This is a genomic window from Microvirga soli (assembly GCF_016734765.1).
Classification (GTDB): domain Bacteria; phylum Pseudomonadota; class Alphaproteobacteria; order Rhizobiales; family Beijerinckiaceae; genus Microvirga; species Microvirga soli.
This window is the reverse complement of record NZ_JAERQE010000024.1, coordinates 1-16,815: the sequence shown is the minus strand read 5'-3', so window position 1 is coordinate 16,815 and position 16,815 is coordinate 1. Positions and strand designations below refer to the sequence as shown.

General features: G+C 59.2%; 16 protein-coding genes. 7 read left to right on the top strand and 9 right to left on the bottom strand.

The window, feature by feature from the left end:
- Window positions 1–93: 93 nt before the first annotated feature.
- From JKL45_RS18610 to JKL45_RS18600, 3 genes are all read left to right on the top strand, one after another.
- Window positions 94–303, top strand: a complete 210-nt coding sequence (locus JKL45_RS18610; RefSeq protein ID WP_201863079.1) for a cold-shock protein — start codon at window positions 94–96, stop codon at window positions 301–303.
- Between the two features lie 492 nt (window positions 304–795).
- Window positions 796–1,023: a hypothetical protein gene (locus tag JKL45_RS18605; RefSeq protein WP_201863078.1), complete on the top strand. Its 228-nt coding sequence runs from the start codon at window positions 796–798 to the stop codon at window positions 1,021–1,023.
- 123 nt (window positions 1,024–1,146) lie between these two features.
- Window positions 1,147–1,938 (top strand): restriction endonuclease, encoded by a 792-nt coding sequence (locus JKL45_RS18600; protein WP_201863077.1) that lies wholly within the window; start codon window positions 1,147–1,149, stop codon window positions 1,936–1,938.
- Between the two features lie 27 nt (window positions 1,939–1,965).
- Here the strand turns inward: JKL45_RS18600 and JKL45_RS18595 are convergent, their stop codons facing one another.
- The 5 genes from JKL45_RS18595 to JKL45_RS18575 form a co-directional block, all read right to left on the bottom strand.
- The gene (locus tag JKL45_RS18595) at window positions 1,966–2,424 is read right to left on the bottom strand and encodes a sigma factor-like helix-turn-helix DNA-binding protein (protein WP_201863127.1); all 459 of its coding nucleotides are present in this window, start codon (window positions 2,422–2,424) and stop codon (window positions 1,966–1,968) included.
- Between the two features lie 450 nt (window positions 2,425–2,874).
- Window positions 2,875–5,316, bottom strand: a complete 2,442-nt coding sequence (locus tag JKL45_RS18590; protein ID WP_246498675.1) for a PAS domain S-box protein — start codon at window positions 5,314–5,316, stop codon at window positions 2,875–2,877.
- Between the two features lie 433 nt (window positions 5,317–5,749).
- A complete protein-coding gene (locus JKL45_RS18585; RefSeq protein ID WP_201863076.1) occupies window positions 5,750–6,046 on the bottom strand; it encodes an integration host factor subunit alpha in 297 nt (98 codons plus the stop codon).
- 36 nt (window positions 6,047–6,082) lie between these two features.
- Complete coding sequence (locus JKL45_RS18580; RefSeq protein WP_201863075.1) at window positions 6,083–6,280, bottom strand: NepR family anti-sigma factor; 198 nt, start codon at window positions 6,278–6,280, stop codon at window positions 6,083–6,085.
- 319 nt (window positions 6,281–6,599) lie between these two features.
- Window positions 6,600–7,313, bottom strand: a complete 714-nt coding sequence (locus JKL45_RS18575) for a LuxR C-terminal-related transcriptional regulator (protein ID WP_201863074.1) — start codon at window positions 7,311–7,313, stop codon at window positions 6,600–6,602.
- A gap of 574 nt (window positions 7,314–7,887) precedes the next feature.
- Here JKL45_RS18575 and JKL45_RS18570 point away from each other — a divergent pair.
- Window positions 7,888–8,214: a hypothetical protein gene (locus JKL45_RS18570; protein ID WP_201863073.1), complete on the top strand. Its 327-nt coding sequence runs from the start codon at window positions 7,888–7,890 to the stop codon at window positions 8,212–8,214.
- An 8-nt stretch (window positions 8,215–8,222) separates the two neighbouring features.
- Here the strand turns inward: JKL45_RS18570 and JKL45_RS18565 are convergent, their stop codons facing one another.
- Window positions 8,223–9,074, bottom strand: coding sequence for a GAF domain-containing protein (locus JKL45_RS18565; RefSeq protein ID WP_201863072.1), 852 nt, complete (start codon window positions 9,072–9,074; stop codon window positions 8,223–8,225).
- A gap of 348 nt (window positions 9,075–9,422) precedes the next feature.
- On the opposite strand from JKL45_RS18565, the gene JKL45_RS18560 reads away from it, so the two are divergent.
- Window positions 9,423–11,531, top strand: a complete 2,109-nt coding sequence (locus tag JKL45_RS18560) for an ATP-dependent helicase (protein WP_201863071.1) — start codon at window positions 9,423–9,425, stop codon at window positions 11,529–11,531.
- A gap of 124 nt (window positions 11,532–11,655) precedes the next feature.
- Here the strand turns inward: JKL45_RS18560 and ligD are convergent, their stop codons facing one another.
- The gene (gene ligD / locus JKL45_RS18555; protein WP_201863070.1) at window positions 11,656–14,238 is read right to left on the bottom strand and encodes a DNA ligase D; all 2,583 of its coding nucleotides are present in this window, start codon (window positions 14,236–14,238) and stop codon (window positions 11,656–11,658) included.
- A 35-nt stretch (window positions 14,239–14,273) separates the two neighbouring features.
- Window positions 14,274–15,158: a non-homologous end joining protein Ku gene (ku, locus tag JKL45_RS18550; protein WP_201863069.1), complete on the bottom strand. Its 885-nt coding sequence runs from the start codon at window positions 15,156–15,158 to the stop codon at window positions 14,274–14,276.
- 196 nt (window positions 15,159–15,354) lie between these two features.
- Between ku and JKL45_RS18545 the strand changes: the two genes are divergently transcribed.
- Entirely contained in the window at window positions 15,355–15,543 is a 189-nt protein-coding gene (locus JKL45_RS18545) for a DUF3606 domain-containing protein (RefSeq protein WP_201863068.1), read from the top strand.
- A 52-nt stretch (window positions 15,544–15,595) separates the two neighbouring features.
- A complete protein-coding gene (locus tag JKL45_RS18540) occupies window positions 15,596–16,330 on the top strand; it encodes a DUF72 domain-containing protein (protein WP_201863125.1) in 735 nt (244 codons plus the stop codon).
- A gap of 112 nt (window positions 16,331–16,442) precedes the next feature.
- Here JKL45_RS18540 and JKL45_RS18535 read toward each other — a convergent pair whose 3' ends face one another.
- The gene (locus JKL45_RS18535) at window positions 16,443–16,691 is read right to left on the bottom strand and encodes a hypothetical protein (protein WP_201863067.1); all 249 of its coding nucleotides are present in this window, start codon (window positions 16,689–16,691) and stop codon (window positions 16,443–16,445) included.
- Between the last annotated feature and the right edge of the window lie 124 nt (window positions 16,692–16,815).

Sequence of the window (16,815 nt, the reverse complement as noted above, 5' to 3'; positions counted from 1 at the left end):
TGCCCAACTAGCCTCCTTCGCGTGACGGACCTGTCACCGAGGGGCGGACCATGACGTTCCGCCGGACGAAACGAATAGGGACTTGGGACGAGAATGGCGACTGGCACGGTAAAGTGGTTTAACGAAACCAAGGGTTATGGCTTCATCCAGCCGGATAATGGCGGCAAGGACGTCTTTGTCCACGTGAGCGCAGTCGAGCGTGCGGGGCTTAGAGGGCTGAACGAAGGGCAGAAGATCTCTTACGAGGTTGAGCAGGACCGGCGTTCGGGGAAAGAATCCGCCACGAACCTGCAGCAGGTCTAAGACCTCTCACATTTGCGGGTTGCTCCGCCGTCACAACAAGCCGCTCCGTTTCGGGGCGGCTTTTTTCATTGTGCCTGCCGCAATGGAGACCCCTTTTGTCAGAATCTTCACCCCCCGCATTTCTCAGCGACGAGCGTTTCATCACCGAACACCGAAAGGTATTCGTAATGTTCATGGGCCGTGACGGCTACTCAGAACAGATGTCGACCGAGAGTTCCCTCGCCTGCAGCAGACCGTCAAACTCGACGCCTGCCCGATCGCCTACCTTCGCCTGCAGCGCACCGGCTCCCGCTTTGCCCTCGACCGGCGCAAGAAGATGGAGATCGCAGAGATCTACCATAAAGCAGGGGAACATGCGTATTACGGCTACTGCCTTGCGCTTGGCATCAGGCCAGAATAATCGGCCCTTCCTGCACTTGACTCTACCATTAGGCCTCGGGAGCGGCCTATTCTAGGGGGGCCCCGCACCAATCGCTGTCGGAAGGAGACGCAGTGACCACCCGTCTTATGGAAATCCTGGACCGAGACGCAGCGATCATCAGAGCTAAGATGGCTGAGGTCATGCCAGCGGGAAGCAGCGAGGAACGGCAAGCCCGGGAGATGATGATCCTGCTCCACACAGGTCTGTTTGTCATTCAGCGTGATGAAACCAGCACGGCTGAGGAACTGCGGGAGTTCGCCGGTCAGATTCTCCTCAGGACCAGCATCACCAAACAGTAGCGCCGAAATATTCCTGTGGGTCCCGCTCGATGTGGCTCGGAGGGAAGCGGCTGGTAACTGTGCTCATCTATCGAGAACACCTGGTGATCATGGCGATGACCGGCATTTGGCGCGGCGAAGGCAATGTTTCGTTACCTCTGGAGGCATAAGGCGTTCAGCACTGTGCTGCTGCTCCTATTCGGCGTGGGTTTCTATCTAAACTCACTTGCTGCCTGGGCCGGGCTCGCGCTGCTCCTGTTCCTGCGGCTGACGAAGGTTCACTCGACCCTTCTGATCTATGATCTCACCGACCGGGCGGCGCTGAAGCACGTCCGAACTCTGGCGACGAAACGGGCCCACATGCTCTCCCCTGATGAGTATGGGAATGTGTCCGATGAAGCGTGGGACAAGCACCTTAGCGCCTTTATCAAGAAGACGCTCCTGCCGGAGTTCCAGCGCAGGAAGATCGATCATCTCCTCGCTAAGGATCCTAAACGATCCGCGGCCCGTCTAAGGACACGCATCAACCGGATCATTGACCGGCATCAGCCTGCCGGGGCGGCTGACGGGTTCAACGACACGATGACCGGCAGGGAATTCGAGCTCTATTGCCGGGACATTCTGCAGGAAGCAGGATGGCAAGCCGCCCTCACCCCGGGTTCAGGCGATCAGGGTGCAGACATCATCGCAGAGAAGGATGGCAGACGGGTGGTCATCCAGTGCATGTTCTACAACGGCACTGTCGGCAACAAGTCCGTCCAGGAAGCCTATGCGGCCGCCGCCTTTCAGGATGCACCGTACGCGGTGGTGGTTACGAACTCGGTCTACACGAAATCCGCCCACCAGCTCGCGCACAAGAATGGCGTTCTGCTGATGCACCATTCCGATTTGGAACGGCTCGATCTGATTGTCACCAGCGGAGCGGGCACCCGCTGATACAAGATTCCATTCAGCCCTTCAGGCTCACAGGAAATCCTCGATCGACAGCTGTGCTGTGTTGCGCGGCTTGGGCTTCGGCTTCTTTGCCGCTTCCTCGACACCCGTCGCAACAGGCTGTTTGCGCGGGATCGGTGTATCCTCCGACTGAATACGCTTCATCCGAGCCTTCGCCTTGTCACGGGCCTGTGCTTCCTCAGATTGCGGATCCTCGGTGAGCCACTTCCCACGCTTGACCACTTCATTCACGCGACCCTGGTTGATCCCCAGTTGGAAAGCGATTTCCTGCTGGGTCATATCGGTCGTGGTGTGCAGCTCGAGGATCTTGCGTGCAAGCTCCGGCGTCATCTTCCGCCCGGCTACCCTACGGGCTGGCGTGATCGACCGCGTCTTCTTCTCCTCCTTGCGCATCTTTTCCAGGATCGCCAAGGCCATATTCATGCCTTGGGCGCGCAGGGCTTCTTCGAATTGCTTCAGCGTGGCCAAAAGAGAGACTCCTGAACTCCTGCCCCGACGTACATGCACCGGCTCAGACTGACTTTTGAACGACGAAGAGGTGATGACACGATCCAGAAGCCCCGCACGGCAACTGGGAGAGGTCAGCCGAATTACGGCGACCCGGAACAGAATAGAGCCCATGATTCGTCTTTTTCAAGCCATGAAACGCGACTTTGTTGTTGATTCGTTCCGCTGCCCTCGGGCGGCTGGTATCAGCGGCCTTTTGTCTGCATGGGATAGGTGACGCCGATCGACCGGGTCACCTTAAGCGAGTCGCTCGCATCGTGCCTAAGGGACGGCCGCACCGATCGGCGTCGCGGCCTCGGGGTACTGTGTCAGTGCGAGCTGTCACAGGGCAAGGCCGTACAACGAAGCCTACTCAGGTTTGTGACCCTTTCAGGGACGTCGCAGTGCTGCCGGGCTTTGTGCTCAAAATACTCAGATCTCGTGATGCACTTCCTCAAGCTCGTCGTCTTTGACTGCCTTCAGAGTGAACGAAAACGTCGTTCCCTCCCCTGGGGACGACTCCGCCCAAATCTTGCCGCCGTGCGCCTCGACGATCGTCCGGCAGATCGACAGGCCGACACCCATGCCATTCCGCTTCGTGGTGGTGAACGGGGTGAACAGCTTCTCCTGAACCGACGGTGCCAGGCCGGTCCCGGTATCTTTGACGCTCAGGCGGACTATCGTTCCCTTGTCTTCCGCCTGTGCCATGATGGTCAGCCGACGCTCACTGACGTCCTGCATGGCTTCCATGGCATTCCGGACGAGGTTTAAGAGAACCTGCTGGATCTGAACCCGGCTCACGAGCACCTTGGGGCTCTCATGCGGCAGGTCGAAGTCGATCTTGATGCCCTTGTCCTTGGCTCCAGCCAAAGCAAGGGCGCTCGCCTCCTCGATCAGCTTGCGCAGGTCCTCGATTTCCTGGTCCGTCTCGCCACGGGCCACAAACGCCCGCAGCTGCCGGATGACCTCACCGGCCCGCAATGCCTCCTCCGCCGCGCATTGGATGCCATGCTGAAGCATCGGCACATGTTCACCGTCCATCCGCTCCAGGATCATGCCGCAGCCCTTCAGGTAGCCAGCAATGGCGGTCAGCGGTTGATTGACTTCATGCGCCAAGGTCGAGCCCATCTCACCCATGGCGGTCAGACGGGACATGTAGGCGAGCTCGGTCTGCAGTTCCTGCATGCGCTTCTCCGTATACTGCCGGTCCGTGAGATCGCGGATGAAGGCGGTGAAGAAGCGCTGTCCTCCCGACTCCATCTCGCCCAGATGCACTTCCATCGGGAAGGTCGAGCCGTCCTTGCGCTGGGCCACTGCCACCCGGCCACTTTCGGTAATCCGGCGCTCGCCTGTCCGCCGGTAGCGGTGCATGAAGCCCTCGTGGTTGTCCCGGTACGGAACCGGCATCAGGAACTTGACGCTCGTGCCGACAATCTCCTCGGGCTGGTAACCGAACATCTTCACAGCCGTCGCGCTGAACGACGTGATGATCCCGTTCTCATTCGACACCACCATCGCGTCCGGCACCGTCGCCAGAATAGATTGCAGATGAGCGGTCTGCCTGAGCAGGATGTCCTGGCTGGCGCGCAGGGCTTCTTCCGCCACAACATGGTCGGTCACGTCCTGCGCGATGCCAAGCCGACGGGTTGGCCGCCCGTCCTTGTCCACGAGGGTGTGCCCGACGGACCTGATCCAGCGCTCCTCGCCATTGTCAGCCCGGGTGATCCTGAACGTGTTGGTGAAGGTCAGCGTCTCGCCCGGTTGATCCGTGTAAGCTGTCTGTAAGATTTGCTCCCGGTCTTCTGGATGGATGCGCCCGAGGATCATCTCCTGAGTGATCGTGGTATCCAGCGCAAAGCCGAACAACGCCCGGGCCTCAGCACTCCACTGCCGCTCGCCTGTGAGCGTGTTCAAGTCCCAGATGCCGAGGCCGGTGGTCTCGATCGCCAGGCGCAATCGCTCCTCACTCTGACGCAAACTCTCCTCAACCTGATGCAGGCCTGAGATGTCGCGCGAGATCGCCAGCAACCCATCCGGCTTGTTGTCGCTGCCCAGGATTGGGGTGACCATCACGTCCCACCACTTCGGGGTGCCGGCGAGCGTCGGGCAGAAACCGCGGAAGCGCCCGGTCTCTCCCAGTTTGGCCCGCAGCACCGCTCTGCGAGCATCGTCCGCTGTCGGTCCTGTCCAGAAGTCGAGCCAGTCGCAGCCCTCGATGTCAGCGAAGGTCTCCACCTCCATGGCGCGGCAGCCGCCCTCGCTCATGAAGCGCAGGCGGCCCTCAAGATCGAGAACCTTGATGCAGTCCTCGGAACTGGCATGCAGCCGGTCGAGCAACTCGCTCTTCTGGGCCAACTCGCGCTCTGCTTTCCGTAGCTTCATCTCGCGTTCGATGGAGCGGGCGAGCGCTAACAGCGTGCGCTCCTGCACCTCGGACAGGCCGTTCGGGCGTGGCTCGCAATCGACAACGGTCAGGGTGCCCACCGGAACACCGTTCCCATCGCGCAGGGCGATGCCGGCGTAGAAGCGCAGCCTCGGCTCTCCGGTCACGAAGGGGTTGTGTCGAAACTCCGGATGCTCCCGAAGATCGGAGATGATGGTCAGGCCCGGTTGTTGGATCGTGTAAGCACAGATCGACAGGTCCGCCGGAATCTCAGGAGCCTCGAAGCCGATCCTGGCCTTGAACCAGTGGCGACCCTCAGCCAGGAACCCAACAGATGCCATCGGGGTCTGACAGGCCTGGGCGGCGATGAGAATGGCATCGTCGAATGCAGCTTCAGGAGGCGTATCGAGAATACTCAGATCCTGGAGGGCAGCCAGCCGCTTTGAAGCGGCGGGTCCGGGGATGCTGCTGCTGAAACTGCTGATCGCCATGTTTGGAACGCTGCCCCCCGTTACAACCATTCTAACCTTTGGAGGTAACGCGTTGGAGCCGTTAGCAAAGGGGCCTGCATTTCGCAACGTAAACGCCAATACAGTTTCTTGCCAAGCTTAGTACAAAATGCCTATCTTGCTTCTACAAAGAAGTCTGGAACTTTGTTCTTGCTCTGTTTACGGCAGCAATCTCACTTCATACTAAAGCATTACGTAGGCTGACTACGGCCAAGCTTTCGGTTTTCCCTTATTGCGCGAAGTAATCGCTTGGTTCATCTTCCGACGCATTGAAGCACGGCACATTTTCAAGCATCGATTGCAAAAACAACAACAGTTTTACGTACTTACTGTAGGGGCAACTGCGGGGCAGACAGGGTCGCGAACACGGTCAAAAGACCGGGCGCGGCCCTTTTCTTTTGGGATCTGGGCTGGCTCAGGAAGTTCCGTTGACGTGATCTTTCAGAACGTGGGACGGGCTGAATGTGAGCGCCCGCCGAGGCTCGATCGGCACCTCGACTCCCGTTTTGGGATTGCGGCCCACGCGCTCAGCTTTATTCCGGACCGTGAAGATGCCGAACCCGGAAAGCTTCACGACTTCACCTCTGATAAGGGTGTCGCTGATCTCCGACAGCACCTGCTCTACCAAGGTGGCGGCTTCCTGCCGGGGCAGGCCCGTGGCTGTATAGACTGCATCGCACAGGTCTGCTCGCTTAACCGTCCTGCCGGTCATTCACTTCATTCCACTGTTGTTGAGGAGCCTAGCTTATTAGGCGTTGGAGGCCGGTGTCTGCTTGTTCTCAAGCTCTTGCACAAGAGCTTGCAGCCGGTCGGGCAGGTCCGCTGTGACAACGTCGTCATACAGGCTGCGCAGGGAATGCCCCAAAATGAAGGTCACCTGTTCCTGCGAGAAATTCAGGCTGTTCGGGATCTGTCTTGCCCACTGCTGTCGGTTGCTCTGCTGCATGGCATCATTCTCATGGATTTGCCCTGCATTGCCCCTGTTTACATATGCAAGTGGGAACTCACGGATCCGTGATCGGTTTCAGCGGGACTGTACATCTTTGCTGGTCCCACCGGCTCCTCACTGGAGAATGCGAAGTCCGATCATCGGGCACGATCTTTCTTTGCGGCCACGGTGGAATAGGCCGCAGCATCTGTCGTTTGACTGACTGACGATCGTGCGCTCCTGTTCGACCGTCTAAAAAAGGATCGCCGGTCCTCTCTCAACAACGCCGGCGTCGATCTTAGGGCCCCTCCCCCACGGAGGGGCCCCTTTTCAAGTGTCAGCTTGCCAATTCGGCGATTTGGGAATTCGTCTGAAAGCCAAGGTACTGGGTCGCCCACATGGCGGCTTGGGTGCGGTTGGCAGCCTTGGCCTTCCGCAGGATCGCCTTGATGTGCACCTTCACTGTGGCCTCAGCCAGACCGAGATCCCGCGCGATGAGCTTGTTGGAAGCACCTGTCGTCAAGAGCCGTAGAATCTGAGCCTCGCGGTCCGAGAACTTGGTTGAAGGCGCTGCAAGGTCATTTGCAGCCATCATCATCGGCGACTGGGGATCCCGGGCTTGATCCAGCATAGCGAGGCTCACCGAGATCGGCAGGAACATCTCACCCAGCATCACCAGCTCCAAAGCTTTGACCAAAGCTGCCTGGGACATACCGGTCGGGCATAGCCCATCGAGCCCAAGGGTGCAGAGTTCCCGAACGGTCCAAGGATCGAGGTTGTCACCGAGAACCACCAAGCGAGCTCCGGGATACTGCTCTTTAACTTGGCTGATCGTTTCAACAGCGCCGTCCTGTTGGAGGCCGTCGCAGAGAAGAACCAGGGCTGGCATCTCCTCATCAGACCCTCCCACCGCAAACCGCGTGCCTTCCAGAATGTAAGTGATTCCAGTCCGAAGCAGCGTGTTTTGGGAGACCAGGTGGGTGGTCACCCGATCCTGGGCCCTCATAGGTAGGGAGAGGTGCTGTGCCTTGTAGCCGACATCCTGGTCCATGTTCAGGGTATCCCTTGTATTTGCCTGATTGACGCCAAAGCATGTCCTCGTCCGCCTGCAGGATGCAGGCAGGTCCTTCTGGCATGAGGCCAGCCGGTCTGGGGAGATGCCGAAGCGTGGGTGTGTCGTGGCAATAACGAGGCTAAACCATGGCGGTTCCCAGAAGGGTATGCCCCTTCGGGCTAGGCCAATGGAGGCAGATGCCACTTCCCCTGAAATTACTGGATTAAGCTGAGACCCTCCTACCTCATGATGATTAGTGGGTTGAAAGTTCTGTACAGCGGCACCTTCCACTTGGACCGTCAATCGTCTGTTCGGAGGGTCTTCTGTTTGGATTTTGCTCTCCGCTGAAGATGCCAATTCAGATCCCATGAAACGCTAGGCCGAGTTTCCGGTTGTCGGAGCGAGGGCAGCGACTGCCTTCAAGGCCAGGAGGCCTCCTCATCTACCTGGCAACGGCGGGGGAGGAGGCCTTTTCGCTTGCCTCAAGCTTCGGAGGCCTTGGGCCGCAATGTGCTTTGGCGCCGAACGTGCCATAACATCCGACAGTCCTTGATCGAGAGCCGGAACCCTCATGAGTAGCCTGCACCAATACCCCGCGATATCGGCTCACAACGAAGAGACCGAGCTGGATCGGATCTCGCGCCTGCACGAGGCGTTTGGGGTCATGAGCGCCATTGCCCGCATGATCTGGCGCGAGGAAACCGGGTACAGCACCGAGCCGGGGTTGATCCACACCCGCTGGGATGGTGCGGTCATCGCCTTGCGGGACACCAGTGGGCAACTCGAGGTGATCTGGGCCTCGGCCGATCACCGGGAGCGCTTTGGCGTCTTGGCCGAACTCGGATGGGAAGCCATGTCAGAGTCGCGAACGAATGTCGTTCACCGCCTCCCAACGTAACGCCCGCTCTATCTGTAGGACGAGCGGTCTCTCGCCTCGTCTGAGGCTGTGGCTCTTCTCCTGGACGATGTCTGGGTCACTCCAAGCGTACCATCAGGCGCACGGGTGAATTTCACGCCCTGCTCCCGGAATGCCAGCACAATCGCATCCAGGCTGTCGCGGCGGACCGAGCTTTCCCCGTGGATCTCCACGCGCTTGACCGATGTCGGGGAGATGTTGGCGGCATCCGCCAGTTCTCGCGTCGACCAGTTCAGAAGCCCCCGGGCCGCTCGGATTTGAGCACTGGTGGGTGCAACCCACGTGTCAAAATCGAGCGATGGCTCCTTCAGGTCCAATGGGAGCGGTTGCGTGTCAGCCTGACCCGAGACATCCAGATGGTGCAACCAGAGCTCATCCACGACGAGCCGTCCGAGACTCCGAAGCAGGGTCATCTGGTGCTGACTGAACGTCCGCGGCTTCACGTCGGAGACACACAGGGCTCCGAGCCGAATTCCCGGTCGGATCGTCAACGGCGCTCCGGCATAGAACCTGAGGCAAGGCGGTCCCGCAACATAGGGGTTCTTCGCAAAGGTCCGATCCGCCGAGGCATCCTGCACGACGAAAACCTCATCGTGCAAAATCGTGTAATTGCAGAAGGCGTACTCTCGGGGCACCTCGGAAACCGTCATTCCCTCCGGCTTTGCCTTGAGGAAGTAGCGATGTGCATCAGCCAAGGTCACATGAACCATCGGTACATCGAATAGCTGCTGCGCGATCTTGCAGATACGATCAATGGCTGGCGAAGACGGGGTGTCGAGCACGGCCAGGCTGTGAAGGGCGGCGAGACGCTCGGCCTCATTTGGGGACTGGCGGGAAAGCATTTCGTTTGAGAAACTCTAATAAAACAAAATAACGTTTAAGTCTGCGACTCAATAGGTAGTCTTCGAACATCGGGGCATAGGACATTAAGCTTATCCCAAGCTAGAACCTGTGCGTTAGGTGCCCAACAGGTGCCGGTAGCTTCTTAGATCTCATCGTGAGTTCGGGTCTCGCAGAGAAACCGCTGTCCGGCACCTTCAGCTCACTGTCAGCCCGACCCAGCTCGACACGCTTCGTTAGCTTCGGCTGCCCTGCCACTTGTTCGCTCTTCGAAAGGTCAGCCCTGGCTAGCAAAGCAGAGCGGATCCCGGACATTCACCGCTTGCGAACAAAACGAGAAACAGGGTTTTATGCTCTCCTACAAAGGGGACGATTCGCCGGTGACCATCGCTGCCGCCTATCTCGAAAAGCTCAATCCAGAACAACGGCGAGCCGTTGAGTTCGGAGTGTCCGCCGGGGTTTCAGTCTCGCCTCGTCCGCTGCTGGTGATCGCTGGAGCGGGATCGGGCAAGACCAACACACTTGCACATCGTGTCGCCCATCTCATCGTCAACGGAGCTGATCCACGCCGCATCCTTTTGTTGACCTTCTCGCGCCGGGCGGCGGCCGAGATGGCGCGTCGGGTTGAGCGCATCGCCGGGCAGGTCTTGGGCCAGAGCGCCAGCGTGATGACTGACGCTCTCACCTGGGCTGGCACGTTCCACGGCATTGGCGCCAGACTTCTTCGCGACTATGCCCTTGAAATAGGCCTTGATCCAACCTTCTCGATCCATGACCGGGAGGACTCTGCCGACCTCATGAACCTCATCCGGCATGAACTCGGGTTCTCCCAGACGGAGAGCCGCTTTCCCACGAAGGGAACGTGCCTGACGATCTACTCCCGCTGTGTGAATGCAGAGATGCCCATCGATGAGGTATTGAGGGCATCCTACCCATGGTGCGTGGGATGGGCCGCGGAGTTGCGGCAGCTGTTTGCTGCCTATGTAGAGGCCAAGCAGCGTCAGAACGTCCTCGATTACGATGATCTTCTGCTCTACTGGGCTCAGATGGCGGCCGAGCCCACTATTGCAGCCGAACTCGGTGGGCGCTTTGATCATGTCCTCATCGACGAATACCAGGATACGAACCGGCTTCAATCCTCAATCCTGCTTGCGTTGAAGCCACACGGAGATGGTCTCACCGTCGTAGGGGACGATGCTCAGTCAATCTACTCGTTTCGAGCCGCGACGGTTCGCAACATCCTGGATTTTCCGGCGCAGTTCAGCCCGGCGGCTGAAATTGTCACCCTAGACCGCAACTACCGCTCAACCCAGCCCATTCTGGCCGCGGCCAATGCCGTGATCGAGCTTGCCTCCGAGCGGTTTACCAAAAACCTCTGGACCGACCGGACCTCGGCCGAGCGACCGCAACTCGTTGCCGTCCGTGACGAGGGCGACCAAGCCCGATACGTCGTGGAGCGGGTGCTGGCAAACCGCGAATGCGGGATGAGCCTTAAACAGCAGGCCGTCCTGTTTCGGACCTCCCATCACAGCGGGCCGCTGGAGGTCGAGCTTACCCGCCGGAACATCCCGTTCGTGAAGTTCGGGGGCCTCAAGTTCCTCGATGCCTCTCACATCAAGGATCTGCTCGCATTGCTGCGGTTCGTTCAGAACCCGCGGGATCGTGTTGCCGGCTTCCGGCTGATGCAGCTGCTGCCCGGGGTTGGACCAACCTCCGCTCAGCGGGTGCTAGATCGCATGCATGATGCTGCCGATCCGATCGCAGCGCTGATGGAAGCCCCTGCCCCGCCCCGTGCTGGAGACGGGTGGCAAGCCTTTGTTACCGCGATCACGCAGCTTCGCTCGGGGTCTGCTGGATGGCCGGCTGAACTTGAGCAGGCCCGGATCTGGTACGAGCCTCACTTGGAGCGCATGCATGAAGATGCCTCGACCCGAAAGGCCGACCTCATCCAGTTGGAACAGATTGCTACCGGTTATCCCTCCCGAGAGCGTTTTCTCACAGAGCTCACTCTCGATCCACCGGATGCTACGAGCGATCAGGCTGGAGTACCCTTGCTTGACGAGGATTACCTGATCCTGTCGACCATACATTCTGCGAAGGGGCAGGAGTGGAAGTCAGTGTTCGTTCTGAATGTGGTTGATGGCTGTATTCCGTCGGACCTCGGCACAGGTACCACGGCCGAGATTGAGGAGGAGCGGAGACTGCTATACGTCGCTATGACCCGAGCCAAGGACAACCTGGACCTCGTGGTGCCGCAGCGGTTCTTCACCCACCAGCAGTCTGCCACAGGCGATCGCCACGTGTATGCGGCTCGCACCCGCTTCATTCCCAGTTCCCTTCTGAAGCTATTCGAAAGAGCGTCATGGCCTAAAGCCGTTCCCGATCCTGCGCCTGGCGCTCCACTGACCAGCGGGGTTAGAATTGACCTCGGCGCGAAGATGCGAGGCATGTGGCGCTAAACGTCGCTTGAAAGTAGGATCCAAAGTAGATCCCGGTCCTATCCTCCTCGTCCAGGTCACTCCGCCATGGAAGCAGTGAGTGGGCACGTGAGAACCTGAAGCAACCCTACTAGGCGGATCGGTGCTATCGCCGCCGTTTTCCTGCCTTTGGTATCACCTGATCGACCTTCCCAAAGTCGACCCATGGGTCAAAATTTAGATGTGACAGGCGAGCTGCGAGGTTCCCGAGCCGGTACTGGTTACCGCTGCGGATCGCCGGCAACTCCTCCCATGTAATCGGGGTTGACACCGGAGCACCAGCGCGGGCTCGCGTCGAATAGGCTGCCACAGCTGTCGCCCCTCTCCCGTTTCGCAGATAGTCAATGAAGATACGACCAGTCCTGGCGCGCTTCGCCATCGTGTCGGTGTAGAGAGCCGGGCTCGCCTTTGCCAAAGCGGCGGCGACATCGGCCGCGAAGGTTTTGACCTCGTCCCAACACGCACTCGGGCGAACTGGCACGACCACGTGCAGGCCCTTACCGCCGGAGGTCTTGACGAAGCTTTCGAGGCCGACCCCCTGCAGGTGATCACGTACATCGACCGCACCTTGGACAACAGCATCCCAGCCGACGCCATCGCCTGGATCCAAGTCGAAGACGATGCGATCGGGCTTCTCAGGGTTCTTCAAGGTGGAACCCCATGGATGGATCTCGAGCACGCCGGCCTGAACGAGAGCGAGAAGACCTGCCAGGTCCTGGATCGCCACAGCCTCATCATCGCCGACCATGACACGACGGACCAGATGGTCATCAAGCCCGGCCCATGCGTGTTTCTGGAAGAAACATTCCTTCTGCGTTCCTCCCGGGCACCGCACGAGGGACAAAGGCCGGTTCACGATATGCGGCAGGATGTTCTCGGCAATGTCAGCATAGAACTCTGCAAGCCCTAGCTTTGTGATGCCCTCGTCGTCCCACAGCACCCGATCATTATGCGTCAACCGGGCTCCCGTGAGGGTCGCAGCGTTTCGGGCATAGCCAGACGGCGCTTCGACTGCGGTTTCCCGCACCACCTCACGGGGATCCTTATCCTCCCGCAGGCCTTGAAAGGACGCTTGCCGGATCATGCCGTCATGGGTCCAGCCCCGGAGCTCAACCTCAGCCACCAGCTCGGGCTTGACCCACTTTACGCCGCGGCTGGCCATCGCCGGGATTTTGTCGGTGAATGATGACGCAGCGACCTCGATCGGTGACAGCGTTTTATAAAGAAAGGCCGCTGTCTCGGCGTTGAAGCCGGTTCCGACGCGCCCGACATGAACAAGCTTACCGGCGTCATAAACCCCCATGACCAGTGAGCCCACGGCCTTTTTGCTCGTGCTGGAAGGCAGGTAGCCGACAATCACCAGCTCCTGTCTCAGGGTGCATTTTGATTTAACCCAGTCATTGCCCCGGCCGGACCGATAGGGCTGATTGGCACGTTTCGAGATGATGCCTTCAAGGCCCATGCGGCAGGCATGTTTGACGAGAGTGGCGCCATCCTCTTCGAGATGGTCGCTGAACCGAATGACGCCACCCTGAGGCAAGTCATCGAATAAAAGCCGCAAGGCAGCCTTTCGGTCGGTCAGTGTGGCCTTCCGGAGGTCATCGCCATCGAGATAGAGCAAGTCGAAGACATAGTAGACAAAGCTCTGACCTTTGCCCTTCAACTCCTGCTGGAGCGCCGAGAAGCTTGAGACGCCTGTCTCATCCTCAACGACGATCTCGCCGTCCAGCAAGGCGGAGGGAACCTTCAGGTCCTTAAGGGCATTCGCAACAGGTTTGAATTTAGCTGTCCAGTCGAGACCCTTTCGCGTCAGCAGTTGGATCTTGCCTCCGTCGATGCGGGCCTGCATGCGGTAGCCATCGAACTTGATCTCGTGCAACCACTCGCTTCCTGTGGGAGCGCTCTCGACCAACTTCGCCAGGGCCGGCTCGACAAAGGCGGGAAGGATGGCCTTCTTGGCTCCGTCGATCTTGGCAGGGCGTCGCACTTTCTTTGGCCGGGACCGAGCCACCTTGTCGCGGGCAGCATGATCGACGCGGATGTCGCCTTCGGCTGCAAGTTCCTCGATCGTCCGGCCTGATTTGAGCGAAGTCGTCTCCTCCTCGAGGATGTCCGGATCATCAGAGGTCCGGGCAGCCTCGTCGTCGGACTTGAGTAACAGCCATTGCTCGTTCTTCTGACCCGGCTTGCCACCCGTTCGTACCAGGTGCCACTTGCCTTGGAGACGTTCGCCTTCAAGCGTGAAGGTCAGTCGGCCGCGCTCATAGTTGGCGCGGGAATCGCCTTCCGGAATCCAGCGGCCCTGATCCCAGACGATCATCGTCCCGCCGCCATATTGCCCCGCCGGGATGACGCCTTCGAAGTCGATGTACTGGAGCGGGTGGTCCTCAGTATGGACCGAGAGGCGCTTCTCGCCCGGAACCAGGCTCGGGCCGCGAGTGACCGCCCAACTTTTGAGAACCCCATCCATCTCAAGCCGCAGATCATAGTGCAATCGGCGAGCATCATGCTTCTGGACCACGAAGCGGTTGCCCTGCGCTTTCGTACGCTTTGCTTTCGGCTCGCTTGTGACAGAGAAATCTCGCTTCGCCTGGTATGCTGTCAGAGAACCGGTGGTCTTCGGCTTTGTGGTAGCCCGACCCCGGGACAGAGGTTTTCTCGCTTTCAGACTGGATGATCCCGCGACCATGACACTCTCCTACGCAACACAAACGATCAGGGGATTCAACCGGCCTTGCGCACCTTCGACTTCGGGGCGGGATTTTTCGCGGACTTGGACTTCGGTGCTGCCTTCTTTGGCGGAGCGGTCTTTTTGTCCGCCGAGCCAGCCTTTTCCGCCGAGACGCTGCGCTTGAGCGCATCCATCAGGTTGACGACGTTGGAAGTCTTTGGCTGTTGTTCGTCGTTCTTGACCGATTTCCCAGTTTGCTTCGACTTCAGGAGGTCTGCAACGGCCTCTTCGTAGCGGTCATCGAACTGTTTCGGGTCGAAGTGCGCGGCCTTGCTCTCGATGATGTGGGCGGCAAGATCCTTCATCTCCTTGGGATACTTCACCTCACTGATCTCGTCGAAAACCTTGTCCTCGTCGCGCACTTCATCGGCGGCATGCAGTGTCGTGCCGACAAGCCCCTCGTCGAGAGGCTCCAACAAGATCATGCGTTCGCGCCGGGCCAGCACGATGCGGGCGATGCCCGCCATGCCTTTGTCGCGGATCGCATCGCGGATCACGCAGAAAGCTTCATTGGACACTTTATCGGTTGGGGCGATGTAGTACGCCGTATCCAGGAAGCGCTCGTCGACCTCCTCGCGCGGCACAAAGCTCTCAATGTCGATCGTATGGGTGCTTTCCACCTTTAGGGCATTGAGCTCCTCATCTTCGACCTGGATGTAGCTGCCCTTGCCGACGAGGTAGCCTTTGACCTGATCATCGCTCTCGACAACTTCTTCCGTCTCACTGTCGATGAACTGGCGCTTCACCCGGTTACCCGTTTTGCGGTTAAGGGTATTGAACCGGATCTTGCCGCCCGATGATGTGGACGGGTACAGGCCGACCGCACAGGACACGAGAGAGAGCTTGATATGACCTTTCCAGACCGTCCGCTCAGCCATGGCAGAACTCCAGCAATACGCTACCCCGTGAGGCACCCCGGCAACCTTGGCCGGTGACCACTCGATTAAGCAACGTCGCCCCGGAATGACTCGTTCCGAGTTCTCCACAGACATCTCCAACGCGGTTAATGCAGCATGAAACCGCCCCGCACCCGGCGCATTTCCAAAAGGTGTTTCTAGTTAAAGGAGTAGCAGAATGTCTGATGACAAAGCTAATCGCGGCGGCGCTGATCGTAGTCGGGTTGCCGGCGGAGAAGGATACGAAGTTGGCTACTTTGCCCGGAAACATGGGATCAGCGTCGCACAGGCTGAGGAGTTAATCAGAGAGCACGGGAATAGCCGCGAGAAGCTCGATGCAGCTGCAGGAAAGCTCACCCGAGGCTAGTCGCTTGACCTCTGTGGATTCCGCTCAACTGGTTAACGGCTACTCTTCGAACATGCATGGGCAGTGCATTTTTGTTGGGACGGCCAGTTGGGCGATCCCAAAGGCATACCAAGAGGTCTTCCCGACTGAGGGCAGCCATCTGGTCCGATACGCAAGCCTATTTGATGGCGTCGAGATCAATTCCTCGTTTTACCGTCCTCATCGGTTGTCGACCTATCAGCGCTGGGCGGATGACGTCCCTGACCACTTTCGCTTCGCCGTGAAGATGCCGAAGACGATCACCCATGAAGGTCGGCTCCGTGATGCCGCGGAGCCCTTGCAGCGGTTTCTGGGCGAAATCGCGGGATTGGGCCGCAAGCTTGGACCCGTTCTCATCCAACTCCCCCCGAGCCTGAAGTTTGATGACGTTTTAGTTGAAACGTTCTTTCAGGACCTGCGATCCTCCTTTGACGGGGAACTTGTCTGTGAGCCCCGGCATGCGACCTGGTTCACTCCCGATGTCGATGCCTTGCTTGTCGAGCACCGTGTTGCACGAGTAGCTGCTGACCCGAAGCCTCATCCAGATGCCAGGAAACCAGGTGGGTGGCCGGGCCTGGTCTATTATCGCCTGCACGGTTCGCCAAAAATGTACTACTCGGCATACCCGCCTGAGATCATAGCTGACACTGCCCGGGCGCTCTGCGACCACGCCCAGGCCGGAACATCAGCGTGGTGCATCTTTGACAATACGGCAGCGTTCGCTGCAACCGGCGATGCGCTTAGCACAGTAAAGTTGCTTCAGTCCTAGCTGCCCAAGCGGTCGTTGTGGGGTTTCTCAGCCGGCTGGGTTTGAGCGGTCATTGTTGTTGCTGCTGGATTCCAGGCGGCTCTTCCTATAGAGGCCGGCCGGCAAGAGCAATTCACACAGCCGCCTCGGCCAGCATGAGGACGATGCCCAGCGCGACCAGGGCGATGCTGGGCCAGTGATGTTTGGGATGCAGGGCGCGCGCCCTCCCCCGTGGCTCCAGCGTTGCACCGGTTCCCCCTGTCGAGCCCATGCGATGCGGATCGCTCAAGCGCCCTTTCCAGAGAACCTGGCCTGCCGCGAGCACGATCCCGCCGATGATGAGCAGCGCGCCAACCCAGATGAGGACCATACCCGATTGCATGAAACCTTCTCCGATGAGGTCCAGCTCCCGGGAGCATAACACAGCGCGGCTCTGTTGCATTAACCTGTCAAGCTACAGGATCTGGTAGGTGGCCAGCCCAGTAAACACGCTATGGCTTGTGCCT

Coding starts and splice junctions, on each gene's coding strand:
- JKL45_RS18610 (WP_201863079.1), top strand. CDS start 94: ATGGCGACTGGCACGGTAAAGTGGTTTAACGAAACCAAGGGTTATGGC.
- JKL45_RS18600 (WP_201863077.1), top strand. CDS start 1,147: ATGTTTCGTTACCTCTGGAGGCATAAGGCGTTCAGCACTGTGCTGCTG.
- JKL45_RS18590 (WP_246498675.1), bottom strand. CDS start 5,316: ATGGCGATCAGCAGTTTCAGCAGCAGCATCCCCGGACCCGCCGCTTCA.
- JKL45_RS18585 (WP_201863076.1), bottom strand. CDS start 6,046: ATGACCGGCAGGACGGTTAAGCGAGCAGACCTGTGCGATGCAGTCTAT.
- JKL45_RS18580 (WP_201863075.1), bottom strand. CDS start 6,280: ATGCAGCAGAGCAACCGACAGCAGTGGGCAAGACAGATCCCGAACAGC.
- JKL45_RS18575 (WP_201863074.1), bottom strand. CDS start 7,313: ATGGACCAGGATGTCGGCTACAAGGCACAGCACCTCTCCCTACCTATG.
- JKL45_RS18570 (WP_201863073.1), top strand. CDS start 7,888: ATGAGTAGCCTGCACCAATACCCCGCGATATCGGCTCACAACGAAGAG.
- JKL45_RS18565 (WP_201863072.1), bottom strand. CDS start 9,074: ATGCTTTCCCGCCAGTCCCCAAATGAGGCCGAGCGTCTCGCCGCCCTT.
- JKL45_RS18560 (WP_201863071.1), top strand. CDS start 9,423: ATGCTCTCCTACAAAGGGGACGATTCGCCGGTGACCATCGCTGCCGCC.
- ligD (WP_201863070.1), bottom strand. CDS start 14,238: ATGGTCGCGGGATCATCCAGTCTGAAAGCGAGAAAACCTCTGTCCCGG.
- ku (WP_201863069.1), bottom strand. CDS start 15,158: ATGGCTGAGCGGACGGTCTGGAAAGGTCATATCAAGCTCTCTCTCGTG.
- JKL45_RS18545 (WP_201863068.1), top strand. CDS start 15,355: ATGTCTGATGACAAAGCTAATCGCGGCGGCGCTGATCGTAGTCGGGTT.
- JKL45_RS18540 (WP_201863125.1), top strand. CDS start 15,596: ATGCATGGGCAGTGCATTTTTGTTGGGACGGCCAGTTGGGCGATCCCA.
- JKL45_RS18535 (WP_201863067.1), bottom strand. CDS start 16,691: ATGCAATCGGGTATGGTCCTCATCTGGGTTGGCGCGCTGCTCATCATC.